This is a genomic window from Aestuariimicrobium ganziense (assembly GCF_015352975.1).
GTDB lineage: Bacteria > Actinomycetota > Actinomycetes > Propionibacteriales > Propionibacteriaceae > Aestuariimicrobium > Aestuariimicrobium ganziense.
This window is the reverse complement of record NZ_JACYIZ010000003.1, coordinates 424,575-449,246: the sequence shown is the minus strand read 5'-3', so window position 1 is coordinate 449,246 and position 24,672 is coordinate 424,575. Positions and strand designations below refer to the sequence as shown.

Genomic DNA, 24,672 nt, shown 5'->3' with positions numbered 1-24,672 from the left:
CAGCCGCTGAAGGCGACCGCCACCACCCTGACACTGAGTTCAGGGTAGTGGGACGACCCAACCGCGTCCCCGTCGAGGTGTGTGAGCACGACACTGGGGAGTGCTTCCGAAGTGGAAGCACTCCCCAGTGAGTGGTGAAGACTTGCTCCGAGTCGTCAGGTCTGGGCGCGGCGACGGGCTCGTCCCCGGCGCATGCCGGCGTCGATCCCCCAACCGCCGCCGCCCAGCGCGGCGAAGCTCAGACCGACCGCGGCGAGCAGCAACTCCAGCTCACCGACGAAGCCCGACTCACCGGCACGGAACGGATTGTGCGCACCCCAGTGCACTAGGGTGAGCGCGCCGATGGCGATCGCCGCGATGCCCAACCCGGCCAACCGGACGGCGAACCCGAACACCAGGGCGACGGCGGCGAGCAGTTCGGCGATGCCGACCCCCCAGGCCCACAGCCCCGGCTGGGGCAGGCCCACCCGGCCGAAGAAGTCGGTGGTCTCCTCGATGGTGGTGAGCTTCTGGAAGCCGTGGATGCCCATGATCCCGGCGGTCACCAGGCGCAGCAGCATCAGACCGAGCGATCCCAGGAAGCGGTCGGTGATCCGAGGACCAGCGACCACACGGGCCGGCTCAGGCTCGGCCGCAGGAGTGACCACCCCGAGTCGGCGCTGCCGCTCGGCGTGGGCCTCGGCCCGGCGACGGCGGTCCTCCTCGGCGTCACGACGACGCTGCTCGGCCAGGGCAGCCTCACGCTCCTGCTCCAGACGTGCACGCTCGGCCTCGTCCGCCTCGCTGTTCGCGACCTCGTCGCGGTACATCACGGCGGTGGGCTCGGGGTCGGCCCCGGCTGGTGTGGCGGCGACCACTTGGGTGGGTTCGTCATCGACGACCGGACGATCGTGCACCCGGGTCGGCTCGTCGTCGCCAGCGTCACTGGCGTCGACGTCGCGCCGCTCATCGGCATCCTGCGCGCCGGGCCCGGACCCCACGACGGGGTCGGCAGCGGCCTGCTCGTCGGGGCGGACGCGGTCGCGGGCGTCGATCGCCGCCTCATCGATCTCGTGCTGGTCGGTGCCGGCCCGGTCGCTCGTGGCCTGCTGGTCGTTGGGGGTCTGCTGATCATCCGGCTGGGCGTCACTGCCCTCGCTCATGATCTTCTCGGCGAGCGTGGGGCGCTCGTCCTCGTGCGGGTGGCGCTCGTCAGCCATCGCAGTTCCTTCCGGGGTGGGGAGCCAGGCGATCAGCCCGGAGACGAGTCCATTCAAGCACCGGCCCCCTCGTCGTCCGGGGACCTCAGCGGCGAGCCCCACCTGTTGGGTGGTGGAGCCCATCCGCGCTCAGTGCCGTTGGGCCAGCGCCACCATCAGGGCCTCGACCGCGAGCAGCGGCGCCACGTTGCCCTCGAGGTCGACGCGGCACTGCATGATCGCGTCGATCCGCTGCAGGGTCTGCTCCGGCGTCGAGCTACGGGCCAGGGTGGCCACCTGCTCGCGCAGGTCGGCGTTGATCATGCCCACGCCCGGCTCCTGACCCATCGGGTCGACCAACGCGCCGGTCTGCACCCCGAGCACGTCGCGGTAGTAGGCGGTCAATTCGGTGAGCACCCGGTCGAGGGCATCGCGCTGCAACCGCTTGGCACGAGCCTTCTGCTGGTCCTCCAACTCCTTGAGCACCGCCTGGGTGTTGCGCGGGCGTGCTCCCTTGGTGCCGAACCCGAGAGCCTGGTCGAGGTCGGCACGTTCGCGGGTGTCGAGCAGTTGGGTGGCGGCTGCGGCCTCGTCGGCCGCCGCCTTGACGACGTTGTCGGCGGCGACCAGGCAGGCGCCGATGCTGGTCAGCCGGGCCGGGATGCGCAGCACCTCGTCGCGCCTGATCCTGGCCTGCTCGTCGCGAGCCAGCACCCGCGCTCGTCCGATGTGGCCCTGCGCGGCGCGGGCAGCGTGGGCGGCCAGCGGGGCGTCGATGCCGTCGCGGCGCTGCAGCAACTGGGCCACCGCGTCGTCCGACGGTGTCACCAGGTGCAGGTGGCGACACCGCGAGCGGATGGTGACCACCACGTCGTCCATCGTCGGTGCGCACAGAATCCACACCGTGCGGGCGGCCGGCTCCTCGATGCTCTTGAGCAGCGCGTCGGCACCGCGTTCGGTGACCCGGTCGGCGTCCTCGACGACCAGCACCTGGTGGCGGCCGAGTGTCGGGCTCATCGCCGCCTTGCGGACGAGTTCGCGCACCTCGTCCACGCCGATCGACAGCTTCTCGGTGCGCACCAGGGTGACGTCGGGATGAGCACCCGACAGCACGGTGCGGCAACCGTTGCACTCACCGCAGCCACCGCGCTCACACTGCAGCGCGGCGGCGAAGGCACGGGCGGCGTTGGAGCGTCCCGAGCCGGGCGGCCCGGTGACCAGCCAGGCGTGGGTCATCGCGTGGCGCCCCGCCTCGGCCTGCTGCCGGGACGACGCGACGGCGCGACGCAGCACCTTCACCGCCCGGTGCTGGCCGATCAGCTCGGCCCACACCCCGGTGAGCTCGTCGCGTCGGGCGTCCACGGTCATCGGTTCAGTTCCCCTCCAGACCCATCGTGGCAGCCGGCTCTGACACTCGGGCGTCGGGTGTCTCGGCGACCTCGAGGCCGAGCAGGTCGGCGACCCGGCGACGGATCGAACGGGCCAGGGCCTCACGAGTGTCGCGGGCCGGCAGCACCAAGTAGTGCTCCGGGTCGCGGGCGGCCAGGTCGAGGAAGCCCTGCCGCACCCGCTGGTGGAACTCATCGCCCGCAGCCTCGAGCCGGTCGGGCGCGGCAATGGTGGCGACGGCGTGGCTGGGGTCGAGGTCGAGCAGCACGGTCAGGTCAGGGCGCAGGTCGCTGGTGGCCCAGCGGGCGATCGCCTCGACCTGGTCGACCACCACCTGCCGGCCCGCCCCCTGGTAGGCCAGCAGGGAGTCGACGTAGCGGTCGCAGACCACCACCTGACCGCCGTCGAGGGCGGGCTTGACCACCTCGTCGACATGTTGGGCCTTGTCAGCGATGTAGAGCAGGGCCTCGGCGTGCGGGCTGATCGGGCCGGAGTCGTTGCTCAGCACGAGGTGTCGCACCTGCTGCCCGAGCCAAGTGCCGCCCGGTTCGTGGGTGACCAGGTGGGGCACGTGGCGCTGCGTCAGCCACCCGGCCAGCTCCCTGACCTGGGTCGACTTGCCGGTGCCGTCACCGCCCTCGAAGACGACGAACAGCCCGCTCATCGCCGCCCCCGCAGCCGCAGCAGCGAGGTGCGCACCTCGGGCCAGTCGCGCACCAGCCGCTCGCGCGCGGTGCGGCGGTCGTCCAACGATCGCTGCAGTTCGATGCCCTTCTCGAAGGCGGCCCGCGGTCCCATCGCGGTGAGCGCCTCGTCGTCGGGCACGCCGAGGTCGAGGCCTGCCGGCTCGAGCAGACTGGTGAGCCGCTTCAACTGCTTGCGCAGCTTGCCGGCACGTCGTCCACCGACCGAGTCGAGCACCTGCACCGCCTGGGTGAGCTCGCGTGCGGCGAACAGCGCGGCCTGCCAGTCGGCGTCACTGGAGTCGACGCTGAGTTCGTGCACGCGGGTGGCCAGCACACCGACCGCGCCCTCGGCCTGGGTCCTGAGCACGTGGCGGGCCGGGTGGCGGCTGAGGTCGCCCAACTGCGGCGCCCGGACGGCGGCGATCACCTGGTCGAGCACGGCGTAGTACTGCTCGGGCAGGGCGGCGATGCTGATCGCGCCACCGGCGACCACCTGGTCGAGGTCGGCCTCGAGCCCTTCGCGCCAGCTCGGCTCGAGCACCCCGGCCAGGGCGTGCACCTGGCGACGCAGGGCGCACAGTTCGTCCAGCAGGGGCGTGACGGTGAGCGGCTCGTCGTCCGACGAGGACCTGGCCTGCAACCGCTCGTCGGTCTGCTCGGCATCGACCTGGCGGGCCTGCCTGGCCAGTTCCGAGGCGCGCAGGGCGAGGTCGGCGCGGACGACGTCGAGCAGCCGTCGGGCCAGCAGGCTCGACACCCACGCCTCGAGCGGGGCCTTGTCGTCGACCTGGCGGGGCTTGGGGAAGTCGGTCATGCCCTGCCCAGGAGCACCGAGTCGCTTCAGCGCAGCCGGGAACGAGTCGACCTGCACCCCACCGACGGCGACCAGCGCGTCGACCAGGTAGGCCCTCTGCGCAGGGGTCATGGCCGGGCTGGGACGAAGCGTCGCCTCGCGGAACCGTGCCGTGGCGATGCCACCGCGGCGGATGGTGATCCGCTCGTCGCGCAGGATGCCCAGGTCGATGTCGTCGGGCCCTTGGATCAGGTAGCAGACCCGCTGCTGGGTGACGGCGGCGACCGGCCCCAGGGGTGCGAGCCGGCGGAACGGGTGCACCAGGAAGGCCAGGTCGTCGGGCAGGTCACCCGAGCCACCCATCGGCTCGGCATGGTCGGCCGGCAGCCAGGGCTCCCAGTGCGGGGCGTCCAGGTACCACTCCCCCAGGCCGTCGACCACCCGGTGACCCAGGGTGACCCCGGCGCGCATGAGCCGGTGGTCGGGGGCGTCGAGCAGGGTGACCTCGCGGTCGAACGAGCCGTCCTTGCCGCGGGCCGAGGTCACCTGTAGCAGGCGGTCGATGCCCAGGGCCTCATTGGTCAGCCGTGGGGCCTCCAGCGTGAACGGCAGTTCGAACAGCACCTTGTTCCTGCTGGCCATCGGCGATCACCCCTTGCTGGTTCGACTGCCGGTGCCCGAGCGGGTGGCCTTGACCGTGCGGGCCGTGGTCGACGGTGGCTTCTTCGCGGTGCCAGCCTTGGCAGTACTGGCCTTCGCGGTGCTGGCCTTCTTGGCAGGCGCCTTCTTGGCGGTCGAGGTGCGCCGTGTGGTGGCCCGCTTGGGGGCTGGTCCCTTGGCGCGCTTCTCGGCGAGCAGTTCGGCGGCCCGCTCGGGGGTGATGTCGTCGACCGAGTCGGTGCGGCGCAGGGTGGCGTTGACCTCGCCGTCGGTGACGTAGGGCCCGAAGCGCCCGTCCTTGACCTGGATGGTCTTGCCGCTGACCGGGTCGGGGCCCAGTTCCTTGAGCGGACCGGCGGCAGCGGCTCGGCCCCGGGTCTTGGGCTGGGCGTAGATCGCCAGCGCCTCGTCGAGGGTGATGTCGAGGATCTGCTGTTCGCTGGTCAGCGAGCGCGAGTCGGTGCCGCGCCTGAGGTAGGGGCCGTAGCGGCCGTTCTGGGCGGTGATCTCGACACCCTCGGCGTCGGTGCCGACCACCCGCGGCAGGCTCATCAGCATCAGCGCCTGCTCGAGGGTGACGGTCTCGAGGCTCATCGAGGCGAACAGGCTGCCGGTGCGCGGCTTGGCACCCTTGGGAGCGTCCTCGTCCAGCACCTCGGTGACATAGGGGCCGTAACGGCCCGCCTTGGCCACGATCGGGTTGTGGGTGAGCGGGTCGAGGCCGAGTTCGCGTCCGTCGCCCTGGTTCGATGCCAGCAGCTCGCGGGCCTTGTCAACGGTCAGTTCGTCGGGCGGCAGGTCGTCCTCGACGTTGGCACGGTTGCCCGCAGCGTCCTCGACGTAGGTGCCGTAGCGGCCGACGCGGACGACGACGCTGCCGTCGGCTCCCTCGGTCTCGAGGTCGGTCAGCGGGAAGGTGGACAGGTCACGCGCGTCGATCTCGCCGAGTTCGGTGACCAGCCGGTGCAGGCCCTCATGGCCGGTCTCGGTGTCGCTGGACGAGCCATCGGCGTCGCCGAAGTAGAAGTCCTTGAGCACGTCGATCCGCTTGGCCTCGCCGCGGGCGATCTCGTCGAGGGTGTCCTCCATGTCGGCGGTGAACTGGTAGTCGACCAGGTCGGCGAAGCGTCCCTCGAGCAGACGGGTCACCGCGAACGCCAGCCAGGTCGGCACCAGCGCCGATCCGCGCTTGAACACGTAGTCACGGCTGGTGATGGTGCGGATGATCGAGGCATAGGTCGAGGGACGACCGATCTCGAGTTCCTCGAGCTTGGCGACCAGGGTGGGCTCGGTGTAGCGGGCCGGCGGCTTGGTGGAGTGGCCCTCGGGGGTGAGTTCGACCGCGGTCAGCGACTGGCCCTCGGCCAGCTGCGGCAACCGGGTCTGGGCGTCGTCGGACGACTCGTCCTCCTCGACGCCCTGCACGTAGGCGCGCAGGAAGCCGGGGTTGGTGATGGTGCGGCCCGAGCTGGTGAACTGCGCGGTGCGCACCGGTTCGGTGAGCTGGCTGATCGCGACGGCGGACGAGGGGCGGCCCTCGATGCGCACGGTGACGCTCTGACCGGTGGCGTCGACCATCTGCGAGGCGACGGTGCGCTGCCAGATCAGTTCGTAGAGCCGGAACTGGTCGGCGCGGAGCCCTGTCTGGGCGGGGGTGCGGAACTCCTCACCAGCGGGACGGATGGCCTCGTGCGCCTCCTGGGCGTTCTTGACCTTGGAGGTGTAGACGCGGGGACGAGCCGGCACCGCGTCGGCGCCGTAGAGCTGGGTGGCCTGGGCGCGGGCGGCGGTGATGGCGGTGGAGCTCAGCGTGACCGAGTCGGTTCGCATGTAGGTGATGAAGCCGCCCTCGTAGAGCTGCTGGGCGATCCGCATGGTGTGCTCGGCACTGAAGCCGAGGCGTCGTCCGGCGTCCTGCTGCAGCGTGGTGGTGCGAAACGGCGGGTAGGGCCGGCGGGTGTAGGGCTTGGACTCGACGGCGGTGACGGTGAAGTCGGCGCCGGTGAGGCCGTCGGCGAGGCTGCGGGCAGCGGGCTCGTCCAGTGCGACCGCCTCGCCGCGCAACTGCCCGCGCGAGGTGAAGTCTCGACCCTGGGCGATCCGGGTGCCGTCGAGCGAGACCAGTCGACCGGGGAAGCGGCGCACCTCGTCGGCGCCGGAGCGTCCGGAGTCGAAGGTGGCGTCGAGGTCCCAGTACGAGGCGGCGACGAAGGCCATCCGCTCACGTTCGCGATCGACGACCAGCCGGGTGGCCACCGACTGCACGCGTCCGGCCGACAGGCGCGGCTTGACCTTCTTCCACAGCACCGGCGAGACCTCGTAGCCGTAGAGCCGGTCGAGGATGCGGCGGGTCTCCTGGGCGTCGACCAGGTCGACGTCGAGTTCGCGGGGTGAGCTGACGGCCTCCTGAATGGCCGAGGGGGTGATCTCGTGGAAGACCATTCGCTTGGCCGGCACCTTGGGCTTGAGTTCCTGCAGCAGGTGCCAGGCGATGGCCTCGCCCTCGCGGTCACCGTCGGTGGCCAGCAGCAGTTCGTCGGCGTCCTTGAGGTGGTCCTTGAGCGCCCGGATGGTCGACTTCTTGTCGGCGGCGACCACGTAGAGCGGCTCGAAGTTGTTGTCGACGTTCACACCGGTACGGGCCCAGGCCTCACCCTTGAACTTGGCCGGCACCTCGGAGGCGCCGGTGGGCAGGTCGCGGACGTGGCCACGGCTGGACTCGACGACGTAGCCGTCGCCGAGGAAGCTGGCGATCTTGGACGCCTTGGTGGGCGACTCGACGATCACGAGGGTCTTGGCCATGTCCGCCTTCGGTTGGTGTTGCTGGGTGGTGGTGCTGGTTGCGACATTGGGGGTGGACGACCAGCTGGCGCCGGTCAGGTCACAAGGTGTGAACCTAGCCCCCGGTTGCAGATGATGCTAGCCGCCGGTCGAGAAAGCCCTCGCGGAGCGCAGAGCGGAACAGCGGCAGTTGCTCGGCACCCAGGGCCCCGGCGTCGACCTCGAGCAGTCGGGCGACGGCCTCGATGATCTCACCGAGGCTGAGGTCGCCGTCGCAGGCACCGAGGATGGCGGCCTGGGCGGTGTCGGACTCGATGGCGCGCCGGAAGCCACCGCTCTGGCGCAGCACGATGTGCTCGTAGCCTGCGGCGCCGGGACGACCCAGCGTCTCCTCGACGACGTCGTCACGAAGCAGCCAGTGGGTGGCTAGCATCTCGGCGTCGCTGGTCGCGGCGGCGGTGAGGTCGGCGGAACGTCGTCCGATGGCGGCACCGACCGGCTGCTCGACCGCCCACGGCCAGGTCTCGACGGTGATGTCGGGGGTGGCGCGTGCGGCCATGGTGAGGGTGATCCAACCCATGCCGACACCGGTGATGCCGAGGTGGGTGAAGTAGTCGAGCCACTCGCGGTAGCGCGGCAGCCACTGGTCGCTGGTGGAAAGGCCGGCGTCGGTGAGCCACAGTTCGACGTACTCGTGCACGTCGAGGCGTTCGCGCTCGACCACCCACAGGTCGGCGCCGGTGCCCTCGACCCATCCGGCGAGGCGCTCGTCGGTGGGCTGGCCATCGACGATCGCCCAGTTGCCGAGCACCTGCAGCATGCCGCCGTCGGTCAGGTGGTGCGGTGCCCGGCGGACGACGTGCTCGACCAGGCCGTCGCCGGCGAGGTTGCCCTCGCGGTAGGTGAGCCTCGTGGTGTCGGTGCGTGGCGGGCTCATCACATAGGGCGGGTTGGTGACGATCAGGTCGAAGCGCTGGTCGGCGACCGGTTCGTAGAGCGAGCCCAGCCGAAGGTCGAGGTCGATCCGGTTGAGCGCGGCGGTCAGTTGTGCGTGCTGCAGGGCCCGCGGGTTGAGGTCGGTGGCGACGATGCGCTGGGCGTGGCGGGCCAGGTGCAGGCTCTGGATGCCGCAGCCAGTGCCCAGGTCGAGGGCAGACCCGACCGGACGACGGTGGGTGAGCTGGGCGAGCGTGGTCGAGGCCGGGCTGACACCGAGCACGTAGTCCGGACGCATCGGTTCGACCCGCTGGTCGAGTCCGGGGGTGAGGTCGCTGACCACCCACCCGGTGGCGCCGTCGTCAGGGCTGTCGACCGGGCGGATGTCGATGACTGCTGCGACCTGGTCGGTGTCCGGAACCCGGCAGAGGATTCCCGCTTCGAGCAGTTGGTCGGTCGGCAGCGAAACTTCTGCCCGGTTTCGGACAACGGGCTGCTGCAGGACGAACAGCCGAACCAGGGTATCGAGGGCGTCAGCGGCGTCAACGCGGTCGAGGGCGTCGCCGGCGGGCACGGTGGAGTTGCGTCCCAGGCCAGCCTGACCGGCCGCACCGATCCGCTCGAGGACGGCATCGACGGTGTAGTCGGCGGTCTCGAGGGCGTCGCGGAGCCGGTCGGTGTCAGAGGGACTCAGCAGCGGCGCGAGCTCGGGCGTGGGGGACGAAGCCATGGGCCCAGTCTGGCTCACGGATCGAACCGCACCCCACGCCGGTCGAGCAGCGGCGAGGGCCGAACCCGCACGCTGCTCGAGTAGCGACGAGGGACGAGCCGCGTGTCGAGACCCCCCACGCCGGTCCAGCAGTGCCAGAGCGTCTCGAAACCCACTCCAAGGGCGACGCCTCACTGTTCACCGAGGACTTCCTGGCCAGCACCACTGCAGACAAGACCGGCAACTGGACGATCCAGCTCGGGGACGACGTGATCGTCGGAGCCGGAGGCTCACTGAACCAGCCGTCCACGATCACCTTCAGCGTGGGCGCAACAGATCAAGCCGGGTTCGAGTCAGCGTGGCTGACGGTGACCTACCAGGTGGACCTGGGCTGACCTCGAGTCAGCGGAGGGAGTTTCGCCCGTCGGATCAGCGACTGGGAACCAGCACGCTCGACACCTCGCCGATCTCGACCGGCAGTCTCTGCGCAGCGTTGAGCTCGACGGTTCCCGACTGGCCGGCCGCGTGCCAGGTGACGGTCCAGTGACCAGTGGTCGTCACTGTGTAGTCACCCACGGCGGTGTAGGTGTGCCCGCAGTCGGGAGACTCGAGGCTGGGGTCGGCACCGGCAGGACGAGTCGACATCGCCGTGCACCTGATCACCGTCCCGTCACCGAAGTCGACCGTGACCTGGGACCGAACCGCGACCATGCTGATCGTGATGCCCTGCTCGGTGACGTTCTTGCTGACCGGGGTGGGGCCGGAGGACTCCGAGACCCACACCGGCAGGCCGACCGGGATCATCTGCCACTGGTTGGACGACGGGTCCGGACTGAGACGAATGGTCGGCGGCGGAACGGTCAGACGAAGGGATGCGTTCCGGGCGACGGTGACTGGGTCAACGACCGGCTGCGGATCGCTGGGAGTGACGGTGCGGCAGGGATCGGTGCCAGACGAGCCGAAGGCGGGCAGGCAGCGCGGGGGCTCACCGGTGCCCTGGCCGCTCGACGAGTTCGAGCCCGAACCGGATGAGGTTGAACGGTTGCCTTCGCCGGACCGGGATGAGCGCGGCCCTTCGCCAGGGTGAGCACTCGAGTCTGTGACACTGACCGACGATGTATCTCCTCGGCTGTTGCGATCTACGCCGATATTCGTATCCCAGCCACCGTCGGCCGCGGCGATCGACGGCAACGTGAAGGCAAGCACCAACCCGATTACCCCTGCTGCCCGCCTCAACACGAAGGGACCTCTTTGGCACGACTCGAGAAAATCTTCAGGTCCCTGCCATCGCGCTTGAAGTAGAGCTCACGGAGGACAATCGAGCCCTTCTCAGTCGTGCCATCGCGATGCCGAACAGTTGCCTGCGAGCCGTCCAGACACGCACTGAGTGCGATCACGGCACCCTCACGCGTGGAAGCGTCGATGGCCTCTACTGCCAAGATGGCGACTCGGCCAGTGCTCTCGACTTTCGAGCCGTTCTTCCGCATGTTCTGGTAGGTCGCTTCGACTACTCCCTTGTAAGGCTCGAGCAGGTACTGGTCGAACACCGCAGGAAGCTTCTCAGCCCCGCCCGCGGCCTCCAGCTTCAGGGTCTCCGCCACATAGGCCCGGTAGACCCCCTCGGCCTCCGCTAGCAGCGCCGCCTCGTCCGGGGTCGCCACCGACCGCGTGGGCGTCGGCGAGGCGCTCGCACTCGACGGGGCAGTCGTCAGCGGGGTCACGGTCGGCTCGGCGCTGCCGTCGCGGCACGCGCCAAGACCCAGCGCCACCACCAGCGCCAGGGTCGCCGCCCCCATCCGATTCATGGCGTACAACTTGCCACCCGAGTGGGCCAGTCCCAACCCCCGTCCATCAACCTGTGGACAACCCCTTTGACCGACCCCTTCGTCCACAGCCCCGCTCACCCCCAGTACCCCCTGAACCCCCCCCCGAGCTGACCAGCACCACCGACCGTGTCCGCCCCGCTCCGTGGTCGGATGGCTTCATGACCACTCTCGTGGAGACCCACCGCTGGGGCCTGAGCCCTGCCCGTCGTTGGCGCCAGACCCTCGGCCTGTTCGCCCTGGCCACCGTGGTCGCCGCGGCGCTGCTCGTCCCGTTCGCGCTCGGCTGGTGGCTGCCCGACGCTCTCAACGCCGTCGTCCCGGTGGGGCAGTTCGTCCCGCTAGTGGTGTCGCTGCTGCTGTGGCGTCGCTGGCGCGCCACCCCGCGACTGCGCGACCTGTGGGCCCTCCCGGTGCCAAGCGTCCGGCGCCTGCTCGGAGGACTCGCCCTGGTCACCGTCGCCGTCTCATCCATCGCCGCCGCCCAGACCCTGATCGCGTGGGCGATCGGCCTGCCGATCGAGGTCGAGTCGACGCTGTGGACGACGCTGCCCACCGCCTTCGTGCTCGCTCTGGCCATGGCCATCCCCTGCTTCGGTGAGGAGGTCGCCTGGCGCGGTCACCTCGTCCACCTGCTCGACCGCTGGCCCGGATGGCCACGGGTGCTCGTCGTCTCGACCCTGTGGGCGCTGTGGCACCTTCCACTGATGGCCACCTACCTGCATCTGCACCTGCTGGACACTCCCCAGGCCATCGCCAGCACGGTCAACGTGTTCGCCGCCGGCTTGGTGCTGGGCTGGGTCCGGGAGCGAACCGACAGCGTCTGGCCGGCGGTGTGGGGCCATGCTCTGCTCAACACGCTGCTGGTGCTGGTGAACTCCTCCACCGTGTCCGAGGACGCCCTCAGCCCAGACCAGTTCTGGGCTCTGCACGCGATCGGCTGGGCCTGCTGGTTCGTCGCCGCAGGAGTGCTGGCGCGCCGTCGTCAGTGACGGACGATCCGCACCTGCGCGGCCTTCACCGCCAGCACCACCGCCGTGCCGACGGTCAACCCCAGCGCACCGATCGAGCGTGGCGTGACATCGGCCGAGGCCCTCTGCCCGCCGGCCAGCACCGCGTGCACCCGCACCAGCGCTCCGCGGGGTTCCAGCCCGGTGACTTCGGCGCCGAAGGTGTTGCGAGGACGGCCCCCGGGGGCACTCAGGTGCACCGACACCGCCGCCGGCTCGAACAGCGCCAATGCCTCCTGACCGACCACTGGGCCGGCGACCTCGTCGGGGACGCCGGTCACCTCGACACCGTCAGCCAGGTGCACCGCGTGGTCGTCCTCGACGGCACTGCCCGACTCGACCGCCACCCCGGCCAGCCGGTTCAGTCCGGCCAGGTCAGCGACGAACCTGCTGGCCGGACGAGCGAGCACCGATTCGGTCGAGCCATGGTCGAGCACTCGTCCGCCCTCGAGAACCACCATCGACGAGGCCAACGTCCACAGGTCTAGCGGGTCGTGGGTCACCATCAGCACAGTCCGCCCGGCCAGGCGTTCGGCCAGCAGCACCCGCATGCTCGAGGCCGCCGCCACGTCCAGGGCGGCCAGCGGCTCGTCCAGCAGCAGCACCGCCGGGTCGGTGGCCAGGGCACGAGCCAGAGCCACCCGCTGGGCCTGCCCCACAGACAGTGCGGCCGGCCATCGTCCGGCGAGGCCGGCCAGCCCGACGGCCTCCAACTCGGTCATCGCCCGTTGGTGCGCGACCGCCTTCGCCACCCCGCGCGCTCGGACGCCGAAAGCCACGTTGTCGACCACGCGGAGGTGGCCGAACAGCAACGGACGCTGCGCCAGCACGCCGACCGAGCGCCGGTGCGGCGGGACGACTCGCCTGGGGCCTGCAACCTCTTGACCACCGATCCGCACGGTGCCGGCATCAGGACGCAACTCGCCCGACACCAGCCCCAGCAGCGTCGACTTCCCGGCGCCGTTGGGCCCGACGACCCCCACCGTGTGGCCGCCCTCGACCTCGACGTCGAGCACCACGTCGCGCACGGTGACGGTTGCGTCGACGGCAATGGACGAGGCGCTCACGCCACCCTCCCGCCCCGCGAACCCAGCGCACGCACCCCGGCCGGCAGCGCCATCAACACCGCGGCCAGCACGATCAACACCAGCGACAGGGCCAGCGCGGAGTCGGTGTCGGTCTCGCGCTGCAGGTAGATCTCCAGCGGCATCGTCCGGGTGGTGCCCTGCAGCGATCCGGCGAACGCCAAGGTCGCCCCGAACTCCCCCAGCGAACGCGCGAACGCCATCGTCATGCCGGCCAGCACCGCTGGACCCACCATCGGCAGGGTCACCCGTCGCAACACCGTGGTCGGCGAAGCGCCCAGCGTCGCCGCCGCCACCTCGTAGGCCGGGTCGAGCGTCCTCAGCGCCCCCTCGACCGAGACGATGAAGAACGGCATCGCCACGAAGGTCTGGGCGATCACCACGGCGGCGGTGGTGAAGCCGATCTCGATGCCCGCCGCCGCCAGGTGCTGGCCGACGACGCCGCGTCGTCCCAACGTCACCAACAGCACCAGGCCGGCCACCACCGGGGGCAGCACCATCGGCAGCACCGCGAGCGTGCGCACCAGCACGGCACGGCGCCCCTCGAGCCTGGCCAGCAGCATCGCCACCGGCAGTCCGAGCACCGTGGCCAACAGCATCGACAGCGTGCAGGTACGCAGGCTCAGCCACAGGGCCTGGGTCGCGGCGGTCGAGGTGAGCAGGGTGGGCACGTCGGCCCAGGGGATCCGCACCGCCAGCCCGAGCAGCGGCACCGCCACGACGGTGAGACCGACCGTGGCGGCGACGAGCACCCAGGCGGGCAGGGGGGTTCGGGTCACGGCTTGCCGAACCCGTACTTCTCAAGAACGGCCTGACCAGCCTCGGAGGCGACGAAGTCGACGAACGACTGGGCCTCGGCCGGCGCCCTACTGCTGGCCGTCACCGCGATCGGGTAGGAGTTGACCACCTTCTCAGCCCCTGGGATCTGGATGGTCTCGACCTTGTCACCGGCCTGCTTGGCGTCGGTGGAGTAGACCAGGCCAGCATCGGCTTCACCCGACTCGACCTTGCCGCGCACGTCGGTGACCTTCTGCTCCTCCGAGACTGGCTTCAGGGTGACGCCGAGGTTCGAGGCGAGCGTCGCGGTCGTCGCACCACAGGGCACGGCCGGCGCACAGATGACCAACTTCTTGCCGTCGAGCGAGGCATCGAGGCCGGTGATGCCGGCCGAGTTGCCCTGCCCTGTCTTGGGATCACGGGGCACGATCAGGACCAGCGTGTTGGTCGCGAACACCTTCGGCCCACCAGAGATCAGCTTGGACTCGATCGCTATGGTCATGTTCTTCTGGTCGGCCGAGGCGAACACGTCAGCGGCCGCACCACCCTGCATCTGCTGGACGAGGTCCTGCGAGCCCAGGTAGTTGAAGGTGATCTCAACACCGGGATGGGCCTTCTTGTACTCAACAGCCACCTCGTCGAAGGCCGTGTTGAGCGAGGCTGCAGCGAACACGGTCAGCGTCGTCCGGCCGTGCCCCGATGGGGATCTGGACGAGCAGCCTGCCAACACCAACAAGAGAGCCGCCGACACCACAAGCCATCGGCGGGCCATCAGGCGCTCCCCCGTTCGACAATGACGTGGGTCGCCTTCACCCGGGCGGTCGCCAGCGCCCCGGGGACCAGCCCCAGTTCCTGCACGGCCTCGGTGCTGATCAACGCGACCACCCGATAGGGGCCGCACTGCAGTTCGACCTGGCTCATCACGGTGTCGCAGATGATTCTGGTGACCATCCCCTCGAACGCGTTACGGGCCGAGATGCCGGACGGGTGTTCGGAGTTGGCCCGCTCCTGGGCGAAGGCGGCCAGCTCGACCCCATCGACGCCCAGTCGCCCGGCGTCGTCGGCCTGGGCGGTGAGCTTGCCCTGGTCGACCCAGCGACGCAGGGTGTCGTCGCTGACACCAAGCAGCTCAGCCGCTTTCGAGATCCTCAGATGCGGCATGACAGGGATGCTATCGCCGCATTCGCTACTTCACGATGGATATAGCCGGATTCTCTGGATGATGGTCAGGCGATCGCGAGGAGCGTCCGGTCGGCCGCCTCGAGCCGCATCACCTGGTCGCTCGCACCCAGCGCCACACGGTCGCCGTGGACGACCCGTCGCCTGCCGTCCTGGTCGACCGCGACAGTGCCGTCGGCATCGATCGCGAGCAGATCATCGTCCAGTCGGATCAGCAGCGGCTCACCAGCGCCGGGGAAGCGGCTGATCACGGTGCGCCCGGCGGCCACCGCCGCGAGCAGCGCCTCGGGCGAGCGGTCCTCGGCCAGGACCCAGGTGGTGGGGGTGCCCGGCGGATAGCCCTGGTCGGGGTTGTGGAAGTCCGATCCGCCGATCAGAACCGGGCGTCCCCGTTCGGCGTACTCGGGGCGGTGGCGCAGCTGTTCGAGGTAGGCCCAGGCACCAGTGGCGGTCAGGTCGAGGAACCACGAGATGTGCCAGAACTCCAGCAGCGGCGGCATCGTCGCCATCGGATGCTGCCAGCCGCAGTCATCCTGCAACGGGTGGTTGATCGACAGCAGTCCGGCCTCGCGGGTGACCTGCTCGAACCAGCGGTCGGGGTGCTGGCGGAAGTCGACCCAGCCGATGTCGCCGTAGGCGTTGGCGTGCCCGCGGTGCGTGGTGACCTCCTGGCCGGGCAGCAGTGCCAGGTCGTACGCGGCCCCCAGCTCGGGCAGGTGCGCGAAGTGCGAGGTGGTGTTGTGGTCGGTGACCGCCAGGAAGTCGAGCCCTCGTCCGGTCGCCGCAGCAGCCAACTGGGCAACCGACAGCGTGCCGTCGGAGTGGTGGGTGTGGGCGTGCAGGTCGCCGGCAAACCACTGCAGCCCTGTCGGGGCGTCCGGGCGACGGTCGCTGCCGCGCGGGGCGGTCGGCGGCGCTGGACGCGGCGGCTCGTCCTCGACAGGACGAGTCGCCGGGACGAACACCTCGATGGTCACCGGCAGGCCGTCGGCGGGCAGCGCGTGCAACCCGAGGACGACCTGCCAGACGCCGGGCTCGATGCCGGGCAGGTAGCCGGGGGTGGCACGGTCGCGCTCGACCGCGAACCAGTCGCGGGCACCTCCCGACCAGCCCCGCCACCCCTGCGGCCCCGACAACCCCAGGTCGACCACACCGGCATCACGCTGGTGGGTGAGGCGCACCTCGAACGAGTCAGCACGGCCGACCTCGAACGTGAACTCGGGGTACCGGTCGTCCGCCTGCTGCTCGAGCGTGGCGGTGAACTGGTGGACGACCGCGGGCCCGGTCATGGCTGCTCTCCCACCGTCGCGGCCTCAGGCTCGTCGACCGCGTGGGCACCGGCCGAGGGCACCCGGGTGAGCAGCGCCAGCACCAGCCCGACCACGGCGACGATGAACGGGTAGACCGACATGTACACCTGGAAGGCCCGGTCGGGCTGTGGCCCTGGATCGTTGCCGGAGACATAGCCGAAGAACATGGCCAGAGACGCCAGCGCCAGACCGTTCATGCCGCCGGACAGGCGTCCGAAGAAGCCGAACGCGGACAGGAAGATGCCTTCGCGGTGCACGCCATGGCGGCGGGCGTCCTCGTCGAGAAGCCGGGCCTGGATCAGGTCGTTGGTAGCCATCAGACCTGCCCAGCCGACCGCGATCACACACCCGGCTGCGACGGCGGTGGCCAGGTTGGTGGCGAAGTACAGCGGGACGAAGCCGGCGGCCAGGAATCCGAACGAGACCCGCCACACCCACGGGGCGCCGCGGCGGCGGATCACCCGCGTCCAGATCGCCAGGAACCCGGCGGCGACCAGGATCACCACACCCTGGATGACCAGCGCCTGAGCGACCGCCAACCCGAGCGTGTACTTCACGTACAGCTGCAGCCCGGCCAGCACCATCGCCAGCGGGATCAGGTAGCAAGCCGAGGCCAAGCCGATGGTCCAGAACAGCTTGGTGGTGATGATGTCGCGGATGCTGGCCAAGAAGCGCGGCCGGTGCTCGTGCTCGTAGCTGGGGTTCTCGCGCACCGAGGCGACCATCACCCCCAGCGCGACCAAGGCGATCGCGGCGTAGATCAGTGCGGTGGTGCGGAACCCCTCGGTGGTGGTCTCGGTGCCGAAGACGCTGGTGGTGAGCAACGGGGTCAGGGCCAGCGCGATGATCATGGCCACCAACTGCATGCCCTGGCGCAGCGAGTTGGCCACGGCCCGGCGCTTCTCGACCGGGAACAGTTCGGGCAGCAGCGCACCGTAGTTGGCCGAGATCATCGAGTCGGCTGCCTCGCAGAGCAGGGCGAACACGGTGAACCAGGCGACCAGGCCGAGTCCCTCGAGTGAGTCGGGGGCGCTGAAGAAGCCGACGAACGCCGCAGCCATCACCGTGGTGCCGACCACCAGCCACGGCCGCCGGCGACCGAACCTGGTGCGCGTGCGGTCGGACAGGTGGCCGAGCACCGGGTTGTCGATGGCATCGATGACCGCGTAGACCAACATGACCGTGCCGTAGGCCCGCACATCGAGGCCGAGGATGTCGACGTAGAACAGGATCATCGAGCCCCGGATCATGTTCATCGGGATGCTCATGCCCAACATGCCCAGGGCGTAGCCGAACGGTGAGGTCTGGCGTGGCTGCTGGGTGGGCCGCTCGGGGTGCGCGGTGGTGGGGGCGCTGGTCACAGGGTCCTCCGTCGGGCTGCGGACGCGCTCAGGCTAGCCGGGGGCGCAGGAGCGATGTCCGGAAACGGGCAGAGGTTTGCGGGCGGGGGGCTTGAGGGCATCCGGCGCGGAACTTCTGCCCGAAACCGGACACCGGTCGGCTCAGGGGTTGGCCGGGGGCTCGCCCGAGGTGCGGAGCCGGGTGCGCCTGCAAGGCTCGGAGCATGACCGACCCTCAGAGCGGCTGGCGCCCCGGGCACCGCTACCACCCGTCGACGCGGCGTCCATCCCGCACTGGTGGTGGCCGCGCTCGCGGGTGTCGCGCACGGGCTGTTCAGCCTGTACTGGGCCGCGGGAGGCACCTGGCTGGTCTCGACCCTGGGCGAGCGGATCGTCAGCGAGTTCGCCGACCGCCGTTGGCTGCTGGCGCCGGTGGGGCTGGTCAAGATCGGTTTCGCGGTGGCAACGGTGGTGCTGGCGCGCGTGGGCTGCACGGAGCGTCGACTCACCCGGCTGGTGTCGTGGCTGGGGCTGCCGTACTGGTCGGCTGCGGTGGCCTGAACACGGCGGTGGCCAACCTCGTCCTCGCCGGGGTGCTGCCCCGTGGTGACGACTTCGACCGGGCCGGCATGGTCGGGCACGCCTGGTTGTGGGACCCGCTGTTCCTGCTCTGGGGTGTGGCGCTGGTTGTGGGACTCTGGGCGACCAGGCAGCGGCGCTCGTCCTGACCCCGACGCGCGGCGAACCCTGTCGGTGGCGCGTGGTTGGATGCAAGGCATGGCGGTACCGGGCTGGCTCGAGGACGACGTGCGCATCGTCGGCCGCCACCACCGTCCGGCCTCAGCCGGCACGACTGCCGACTGGCCGACCTGGCTGCCCGACGACGTGCGTGCCTCGGTCACCGCCGCCGGCATCGAGCGTCCTTGGGCCCACCAGGTCGCGCTGGCCGAGCACGTGTTCGCCGGCCGCCACGCGGCGATCAGCACCGGCACCGCGTCGGGCAAGACCCTGGGGTACCTGCTGCCGCTGATGGCGGCCACCGCCTCAGCCACCCCGAGATTGGGTGTCGAGGTGACCGGGGTGCGGGCCAAGCTGACCCGCCGCCCGCACACCGCGCTCTACCTCGCACCGACCAAGGCGCTGGCCCACGACCAGTACCGCGCCGCCCGGCACCTGGCACCCGACGACTGGCTGGTCACCAGCCTCGACGGCGACTCCGACCAGGCCGAACGACGCTTCGCCCGCGAGCACGCCCGCTACGTGCTGACCAACCCCGACATGCTGCACCGCTCGGTGCTGCCCAACCACGAGCGGTGGGCTCCGCTGCTGGGAAGCCTGCGCTACGTAGTGGTGGACGAGGCGCACCGCTACCGCGGGGTCTTCGGCGCCCACGTCGCCAACGTGCTGCGCCGACTGCGCCGGATCTGTGCCTCGCTGGGCGCCGATCCCACTTTCGTGATGGCCTCGGCCACGGCGACCCGCGCCGACCTGACCGCAGCCCGGTTGATCGGCGAGGACGAGATCGCCCTGGTCGATGACGACACCTCACCGCACGCCACCCGCGACGTGCTGCTGTGGCAGCCCAACGACACCGTGCCCGGCGACACCGCCTGGCTGTTGGCCCACCTGGTCGACGAGGGCCGCCAGACCATCGCCTTCGTGCCCTCGCGCACCCAGGCCGAGCTCATCGCACTGCGCGCCCAGGACCTGGTCACCGGAACCGCGAAGGTGGCCAGCTACCGTGCCGGCTACCTCGCCGACGACCGCCGCAACCTCGAGGCAGAACTGCAGTCAGGGGGGCTCACCGGCGTGGCCTCGACCAATGCCCTCGAGCTGGGCATCGACGTGGCCGGCATGGACGCGGTGCTGGTGGCTGGGTTCCCGGGGACGATGGCGGCGCTGTGGCAACAGGTCGGACGAGCCGGCCGCGGCCGCCGCGATGCGCTGGCGGTGGTGCTGGCCCGCGAGGATCCGCTGGATGCCTACCTGTTCACCCACCCCGAGCTGATCTTCGACACCCCCGTCGAGCAGACCGTGCTTCACCCGGCCAACGCCCACGTGATGGGCCCGCACCTGGCCGCTGCGGCCCAGGAGATCCCGCTCACCGAGGCCGACCAGCGGTGGTTCGGGCCCAGCCTGGTCACAGTCGCCGATGCACTGGCGGCGCAGCAGGTGCTCAGGCGCCGGCCGCAGGGGTGGTTCTGGACCCGGCCTGATCGGGCGGTCGACCACATCGACCTGCGCTCGATGGGTGGACGAGCCCTCGACATCATCGAGGTCGACACCGGTCGGGTGATCGGCCAGGTCGACCCCGGCGCGGCCGACCGCACGGTGCACCCCGGTGCGGTCTACCTGCACCAGGGCGAGCAGTGGCTGGTCGAGGACTACCTGCCCGAGGAACACCAGGCGTGGGTACGGTCGGCCCGACCGGGCTGGTTCACCCAGCCGCGCAGCCTGTCGGACGTACGGATCCAGCGGGTGAGCAGGTCGCGGCCGTTCGGCGACCGCGGCGCCACGGTGCACGTGGGCGACGTCGAGACCACCGAGCAGGTGGTCGGCTACCTCAGGCGCGACGAGGTCACCCACGAGGTCTGGGACCAGACCCCGCTCGACCTGCCCGAGCGTCGCATGCGCACCCGGTCGATGTGGTGGACGATCCCCGCGGCGGTGGTCGAGGGCCTCGACCTGGACGCCCGCCTGCTCGCCGGCGCCGCGCACGCCGCCGAGCACACCGCGATCGGGTTGCTGCCGGTGTTCGCGCCCTGCGACCGGTGGGACATCGGCGGATTGTCGACGGTGACGCACCCCGACACCGGGTGCTGCACGATCTTCGTGCACGACGGCCACCCCGGTGGGGCCGGCTTCGCCGAGCGAGGTTTCGAGGTCGCCGAGCAGTGGCTGGCCGCCACCGCCGAACGCCTGCAGACCTGTGGCTGCGAGGTGGGCTGCCCGGCCTGCATCGTCTCGCCCAAGTGCGGCAACGCCAACCAGTTCCTCGACAAGGCGGCTGCGCTGGCCCTGGTCCGGGCGCTGCTCAACGACCCGAACTGACGCACGACGACAATGGTCAGTGACGCCGGCCGAGCAAGTGCCACACCCCGTCGACGACCAGGCCCGAGCCAGCCACGATGGCGACGAGGAAGAGGACTGCGGTGACTCTCGGCGCCCACCGACGCCAGGCCCGCTGCAGCCACGGCCCGACGCCACGCGAGGGACGCACCAGTTGGGCGACCACCAGCACCCCGAGCGCCACGTGGGCAACAACCAACCAGCACGCCAACAGGCCCACCCGGACCCAAGGACGATGGACGTGGGCGACCACCGCGATCGCGCCGTGGTAGGCGGGATCGGCCAGCACGGTGACTCCGAACCCCCCCCGGCGACGGCCGTCGCCCGCGCCGACACTCCCTTGGGTGCCTTGGTGGGCTTCGGGGCGACTGGCCTGCGTCGGCGCCACAGAGCCCAGACGATCAGCGCCAGCCCAGCGACCAGCTGGATCGACGCAATGGCCGAGACGGCAGGTGGAGCCAGGGACCGACGGCGGCCTCGACGGGCCCCAGCGCATGCCCCGCGAGCACCGCGACAACCAAGGGCACCATCGACGAGGTGGTCAGGAAGGCGAGCAACGAACGACCGGTCGCACCCATCGCCAGCGCCGCCGCGACGATGAGCGCTCCGAGCGGGTCGAAGCCAGCCACCCCGAGGCCGAAGACCGACAGGAGCGTGCCCACGTGCATCAGTCGACGCTAGGCCCGTGGCAGGCGAGTCGCCGCCCTGCGCACCGTCACCGGCTGCCCCAGTTCCAGGGCGGGCGGCTCAGCAGGCCCTGGTCGGCCACGACCGTCTCGCCGACCTCCTTGCGAAGCTCGTGGTGGACGACCTGGTCGGCGTGGTCGACGGCCAGTGCCTGGACGATGCGATCGGAGTGGCTGACCACCACCACTTGGGTGCGAGCGGCGGCCTGGCTCACCAGTTCAGCCACGACCGGGAGCACCTGCGGGTGCAGGCTGGTCTCGGGTTCGTTGAGGACGAGCAGCCGTGGCGGTCTGGGGCTCAGCAGTGCTGCGGCCAGCAGCAGGAACCGCAGGGTGCCGTCGGAGAGTTCTGCGGCGTTGAGCGCACGCAGCAGTCCGCGCTGGGTGAACACCAACTCGAAACGGCCACCGGCTTCGGCGACATCGAGCTGCCCACCGGGGAAGGCTTCTGCCACCGCTTCGGTGAGCCGTGTCGCCCAGGCCGATTCGAGGATGGTCTGGATCGCTGGGGCCAGGTCGGCGCCGTCGTCGGCCAGCACCGGGGTCCAGGTGCCCACCGCCGACTGCCGGGCCGGGGAGGCCGGGTCGGTGCGGAAGCTGTCGTAGAACCGCCAGCCGGACAGCTCGTGCCGCACCGCCCTGACCTCGGGATGGTGGAGCGGGTCGCCGAGTTCGGACAGCAGGCTGAGCCGGTCGGACAGGTCGTCCAGCACCACCTCACCCGACGACAGCACCCGCGATCCCTTGCGCTGCACCAGCGTCGTGGCGGGTCGCATCAGGGGGCCTGCGAAGACCACCTCGCGCTTGAGCACCGGGTCACGACTGAACGCGGTCTGGCTCGGGATCGGCAGTCCGATGTCGACCAGGTAGCCGAACTCGTCGGACGCAAACCCGAGCATCAGGCTGATCGGAGCCCGCCGCGACCCGGTGCCCTGCACCGGCACCTCCCCGGTGCGCATGGCCCGGGTCACCGTCTCAGGCCCGGCCCACAGCACCCGCTGCAGCCCACCGTCATGGGCCAGCGAACTCACCAGCCGACCCGCGCCGGTCTCGGACAACAACCGCAATGATCGGTACAGGCTGGACTTACCGACACCATTGGCCCCGGTCACCACGGTCACTGGCGCCAGTGGCAGCACCACCTCGCGCAGAGACCGGTAGCCGTGCACGGCCAAGGTGGTGAGCATGCGACGACACTAGCCACCACCGCTGACAGCAGACCCGGCGACGCCAGTGACCGTCACCGTGCCGGGGGCGCCCCTCAGGTGCGGTCGCAACTGGACCTGCACCTCAACCCGCACCACGAAGGCCGAGCGTTCACCCTCGGTCGCGCAACCCGTCACGGTGGCCTCGTTGCGGTCGGCCACCTCAGTTGCCACAGGGCAGGCCCGGTCGCCGCGGGCAAAGGCCTGGGCCCCGGCCAGGGCGGCGAGGTCGGCCACCTGGGTCGCGTGGCGTCTGGACGACATCCAGCCCACCGCCACCAGACCGACCGCCAGGCACAGGCACAGGCCGAGCAGGACGACCGCCGTCAGCACCGTCCCCGCCCCGCGCTCGTCGCGGCGTCTCATCGTTCCGGCTCCCCCAACTCCAGCGGCACCTCGGCCGACCCGGTCAGTGTGACTGGGCCCAACCGACCCCAGCGCTGTTCGGTGGTCACCGTCACCCTCACCCAGCCCTGGCTGGTGCGGACGTCAACCGTCGACCCAGCCGGCACCTGGGTACGGGCCCGGGCCTCGCCCCGGGCGTCACCACGTCCGATCTCGCGGGCGATCAGACCGGCCACGTCACGGCAGCGGTCCTGCAGGATCACCAGTCCGACGACGCCGCTCAACACCGTCAGCAACAACGCCGACACCAGCACCCCGACCGCCAGTTCGACGGTCACCATGCCTCGTTCCTGACTCCGACTCGCTCCCATGTCGAGCCCTTCCCTGCGACCACAGGAGGGGACGCCCGAGCACGGGCGCCACCTCCTGACCGGCCTCACTTGATCATTCCCCCGACGGTGCCGATCAGCTTGATCACGAGCTTCAGCAAAGCGGTGAAGAACTGGTTGTCGCTGAAGACCTTGAGCAGCACCAGCGCCAAGGCGCATGCCGCGAGGATCCCGACCGCGTACTCGGCCGTGGTCATCCCTCGCTCGGCCAGGCGGCGCACCCGCCCCTTCGGCTTGCGGACCGGCGCGTACTTGGTGGTGTCGAGCAGGTCGATGGTGTTCATGGGATCCGTCCCTTTCGTTGTGTTCCCACTCCTCGTGGGCTCACCCTCACTGTGGGAATCGAGCCGCTCGATCAGCCAACTTGTGCTGGGCCTGTGGACGACACTCCGACCCGGCGGCCAGCTGTGGACAGACGTCGAGTGGGAAGCGATGAGCACGTGGGCACAGACCGGCAGGCACGACCGATCAGCCAGACCTCGTGGCAGTCCGAAGACCTGTTCGGCCTGCACGACATCTACCAGCGCACCGTTCAGCCCAGGGCACGCAGGATCGTCCCCGCCACAATCGGGACGACGCCCACCAGCACGAAGGCCGGCAGGAAGCAGACCATCAGCGGCAGCACTGAGCGAATCCCGACGGTGCGCGCGGTGCGTTCCAGCGCCTCCTGACGGCGACGCCTGGCCTCACGAGCGTGGGTGGACAGCACCTGCGCCACCCCCGCCCCGGTCGAGACCGACCTCGCCAGGTCACGGGCCACCGGCGCCCACCGCCCACTCCACTGGGGCCCCTCGACCAGTTGCCGCCACGCCCGCTCGTCCGACAGACCGACCTGGGTGTGGGACACCACCAGCCCCAGCACCTCGGCAGTCGTCGGGGGACTGACCGCCGCCACCTGGGTGGCGGCCCCGCGCAGCGGGGCCCCTGCGCAGACCATGGCCACCAACAGGTCGAGGGCCACCGGCATCTCCCTCGCCAGGGCTTCCTGCCGACGACGCTGTCGTCCGGTCTGCAGGTGACCCGACCCGACACCGACCACCGCTGCTGCCAGCAGCCCACCGACCCAGCCGTACCAGCCGGGCAGCATCATCAGGGCCGCGACCGCACCGGCGACGGCGGCCACGAGTCGCACGCGGGGCGGAAGGTCACCCGCACCCTGCAGCAGCGCGGGAAGCCGCGGGTTCCGCGGGCCGGCCCGCAGCCGCGTGACCCCCGCCCGCACCGGCCAGACGCACCAACAGGTCAGCCCAGCGGCCAACGCCGCCACCCCAGCCATCAGGTCCACGGCGCACCACCGGTCGCAGCGCAGTTTCGGTCAACGC

25 protein-coding genes and 2 pseudogenes are annotated in these 24,672 nt (G+C 70.6%); 5 read left to right on the top strand and 22 right to left on the bottom strand.

The window, feature by feature from the left end; all coding sequences use genetic code 11:
• Nucleotides 1-155 precede the first annotated feature (155 nt).
• From IE660_RS08195 to IE660_RS08170, 6 genes and pseudogenes are all read right to left on the bottom strand, one after another.
• Nucleotides 156-1,199, bottom strand: coding sequence for a DoxX family protein (locus tag IE660_RS08195; protein WP_203567834.1), 1,044 nt, complete (start codon nucleotides 1,197-1,199; stop codon nucleotides 156-158).
• A gap of 129 nt (nucleotides 1,200-1,328) precedes the next feature.
• Nucleotides 1,329-2,546 carry a DNA polymerase III subunit delta' gene (locus IE660_RS08190; protein WP_203567833.1) on the bottom strand — a complete coding sequence of 406 codons (1,218 nt, stop codon included), beginning with the start codon at nucleotides 2,544-2,546 and terminating at the stop codon, nucleotides 1,329-1,331.
• A gap of 79 nt (nucleotides 2,547-2,625) precedes the next feature.
• A pseudogene (gene tmk / locus IE660_RS08185) lies at nucleotides 2,626-3,231 on the bottom strand (dTMP kinase); the annotation flags it as partial.
• Nucleotides 3,228-4,688 carry a hypothetical protein gene (locus IE660_RS08180; protein ID WP_203567831.1) on the bottom strand — a complete coding sequence of 487 codons (1,461 nt, stop codon included), beginning with the start codon at nucleotides 4,686-4,688 and terminating at the stop codon, nucleotides 3,228-3,230. The gene IE660_RS08180 and the pseudogene tmk, both read right to left, overlap by 4 nt.
• Nucleotides 4,689-4,694: 6 nt before the next feature.
• Nucleotides 4,695-7,508 (bottom strand): type I DNA topoisomerase, encoded by a 2,814-nt coding sequence (gene topA / locus IE660_RS08175; RefSeq protein WP_203567830.1) that lies wholly within the window; start codon nucleotides 7,506-7,508, stop codon nucleotides 4,695-4,697.
• A 94-nt stretch (nucleotides 7,509-7,602) separates the two neighbouring features.
• On the bottom strand, nucleotides 7,603-9,153 hold the full coding sequence (locus IE660_RS08170; RefSeq protein ID WP_203567829.1) for a DUF7059 domain-containing protein: 1,551 nt from the start codon (nucleotides 9,151-9,153) through the stop codon (nucleotides 7,603-7,605).
• Between the two features lie 131 nt (nucleotides 9,154-9,284).
• Here IE660_RS08170 and IE660_RS08165 point away from each other — a divergent pair, with 131 nt between their 5' ends.
• Entirely contained in the window at nucleotides 9,285-9,527 is a 243-nt protein-coding gene (locus tag IE660_RS08165; protein WP_203567828.1) for a hypothetical protein, read from the top strand.
• Between the two features lie 34 nt (nucleotides 9,528-9,561).
• Here IE660_RS08165 and IE660_RS08160 read toward each other — a convergent pair whose 3' ends face one another.
• A complete protein-coding gene (locus IE660_RS08160) occupies nucleotides 9,562-9,936 on the bottom strand; it encodes a hypothetical protein (protein ID WP_203567827.1) in 375 nt (124 codons plus the stop codon).
• Between the two features lie 428 nt (nucleotides 9,937-10,364).
• Nucleotides 10,365-10,937 (bottom strand): hypothetical protein, encoded by a 573-nt coding sequence (locus IE660_RS08155; RefSeq protein WP_203567826.1) that lies wholly within the window; start codon nucleotides 10,935-10,937, stop codon nucleotides 10,365-10,367.
• A 179-nt stretch (nucleotides 10,938-11,116) separates the two neighbouring features.
• On the opposite strand from IE660_RS08155, the gene IE660_RS08150 reads away from it, so the two are divergent.
• A complete protein-coding gene (locus IE660_RS08150) occupies nucleotides 11,117-11,947 on the top strand; it encodes a CPBP family intramembrane glutamic endopeptidase (protein ID WP_203567825.1) in 831 nt (276 codons plus the stop codon).
• Here IE660_RS08150 and IE660_RS16585 read toward each other — a convergent pair.
• From IE660_RS16585 to IE660_RS08120, 7 genes and pseudogenes are all read right to left on the bottom strand, one after another.
• Nucleotides 11,941-12,426, bottom strand: a complete 486-nt coding sequence (locus IE660_RS16585) for a TOBE domain-containing protein (RefSeq protein ID WP_235997269.1) — start codon at nucleotides 12,424-12,426, stop codon at nucleotides 11,941-11,943. The genes IE660_RS08150 and IE660_RS16585 overlap by 7 nt on opposite strands.
• A 129-nt stretch (nucleotides 12,427-12,555) precedes the next feature.
• Nucleotides 12,556-13,032, bottom strand: a pseudogene (locus IE660_RS16580) (ATP-binding cassette domain-containing protein); the annotation flags it as partial.
• The gene (locus IE660_RS08140) at nucleotides 13,029-13,829 is read right to left on the bottom strand and encodes an ABC transporter permease (RefSeq protein WP_328701896.1); all 801 of its coding nucleotides are present in this window, start codon (nucleotides 13,827-13,829) and stop codon (nucleotides 13,029-13,031) included. The gene IE660_RS08140 and the pseudogene IE660_RS16580, both read right to left, overlap by 4 nt.
• On the bottom strand, nucleotides 13,826-14,599 hold the full coding sequence (gene modA / locus IE660_RS08135) for a molybdate ABC transporter substrate-binding protein (protein ID WP_203567823.1): 774 nt from the start codon (nucleotides 14,597-14,599) through the stop codon (nucleotides 13,826-13,828). The genes IE660_RS08140 and modA overlap by 4 nt, the downstream gene beginning before the upstream one ends.
• Nucleotides 14,599-14,988 carry a TOBE domain-containing protein gene (locus IE660_RS08130; protein ID WP_203567822.1) on the bottom strand — a complete coding sequence of 130 codons (390 nt, stop codon included), beginning with the start codon at nucleotides 14,986-14,988 and terminating at the stop codon, nucleotides 14,599-14,601. Before IE660_RS08130 ends, modA begins: the two co-directional genes overlap by 1 nt.
• Before the next feature lie 65 nt (nucleotides 14,989-15,053).
• On the bottom strand, nucleotides 15,054-16,295 hold the full coding sequence (locus IE660_RS08125; protein ID WP_203567821.1) for a CehA/McbA family metallohydrolase: 1,242 nt from the start codon (nucleotides 16,293-16,295) through the stop codon (nucleotides 15,054-15,056).
• A complete protein-coding gene (locus IE660_RS08120; RefSeq protein ID WP_203567820.1) occupies nucleotides 16,292-17,677 on the bottom strand; it encodes an MFS transporter in 1,386 nt (461 codons plus the stop codon). The genes IE660_RS08125 and IE660_RS08120 overlap by 4 nt, the downstream gene beginning before the upstream one ends.
• A 279-nt stretch (nucleotides 17,678-17,956) precedes the next feature.
• Here IE660_RS08120 and IE660_RS08115 point away from each other — a divergent pair, with 279 nt between their 5' ends.
• The 3 genes from IE660_RS08115 to IE660_RS08105 are packed head-to-tail and all read left to right on the top strand — an operon-like array spanning nucleotide 17,957 to nucleotide 20,707.
• Nucleotides 17,957-18,217, top strand: a complete 261-nt coding sequence (locus IE660_RS08115; RefSeq protein ID WP_203567819.1) for a DUF3995 domain-containing protein — start codon at nucleotides 17,957-17,959, stop codon at nucleotides 18,215-18,217.
• Nucleotides 18,178-18,384: a hypothetical protein gene (locus IE660_RS08110; protein WP_203567878.1), complete on the top strand. Its 207-nt coding sequence runs from the start codon at nucleotides 18,178-18,180 to the stop codon at nucleotides 18,382-18,384. Before IE660_RS08115 ends, IE660_RS08110 begins: the two co-directional genes overlap by 40 nt.
• Nucleotides 18,385-18,433: 49 nt before the next feature.
• Entirely contained in the window at nucleotides 18,434-20,707 is a 2,274-nt protein-coding gene (locus IE660_RS08105) for a DEAD/DEAH box helicase (RefSeq protein ID WP_203567818.1), read from the top strand.
• A 16-nt stretch (nucleotides 20,708-20,723) separates the two neighbouring features.
• On the opposite strand, the gene IE660_RS08100 is transcribed toward IE660_RS08105, so the two are convergent.
• From IE660_RS08100 to IE660_RS08070, 7 genes are all read right to left on the bottom strand, one after another.
• Nucleotides 20,724-21,014 carry a hypothetical protein gene (locus tag IE660_RS08100; RefSeq protein ID WP_203567817.1) on the bottom strand — a complete coding sequence of 97 codons (291 nt, stop codon included), beginning with the start codon at nucleotides 21,012-21,014 and terminating at the stop codon, nucleotides 20,724-20,726.
• 112 nt (nucleotides 21,015-21,126) lie between these two features.
• Nucleotides 21,127-21,387, bottom strand: a complete 261-nt coding sequence (locus tag IE660_RS08095; protein WP_203567816.1) for a hypothetical protein — start codon at nucleotides 21,385-21,387, stop codon at nucleotides 21,127-21,129.
• A 53-nt stretch (nucleotides 21,388-21,440) separates the two neighbouring features.
• A complete protein-coding gene (locus IE660_RS08090) occupies nucleotides 21,441-22,598 on the bottom strand; it encodes an AAA family ATPase (protein ID WP_203567815.1) in 1,158 nt (385 codons plus the stop codon).
• A 9-nt stretch (nucleotides 22,599-22,607) separates the two neighbouring features.
• A complete protein-coding gene (locus IE660_RS08085) occupies nucleotides 22,608-22,982 on the bottom strand; it encodes an Rv3654c family TadE-like protein (protein WP_203567814.1) in 375 nt (124 codons plus the stop codon).
• Nucleotides 22,979-23,302 (bottom strand): TadE family type IV pilus minor pilin, encoded by a 324-nt coding sequence (locus IE660_RS08080; protein WP_203567813.1) that lies wholly within the window; start codon nucleotides 23,300-23,302, stop codon nucleotides 22,979-22,981. Before IE660_RS08080 ends, IE660_RS08085 begins: the two co-directional genes overlap by 4 nt.
• Nucleotides 23,303-23,397: 95 nt before the next feature.
• Nucleotides 23,398-23,634 (bottom strand): DUF4244 domain-containing protein, encoded by a 237-nt coding sequence (locus IE660_RS08075; RefSeq protein ID WP_203567812.1) that lies wholly within the window; start codon nucleotides 23,632-23,634, stop codon nucleotides 23,398-23,400.
• Nucleotides 23,635-23,882: 248 nt separating this feature from the next.
• Complete coding sequence (locus tag IE660_RS08070) at nucleotides 23,883-24,626, bottom strand: type II secretion system F family protein (protein ID WP_203567811.1); 744 nt, start codon at nucleotides 24,624-24,626, stop codon at nucleotides 23,883-23,885.
• Nucleotides 24,627-24,672 lie beyond the last annotated feature (46 nt).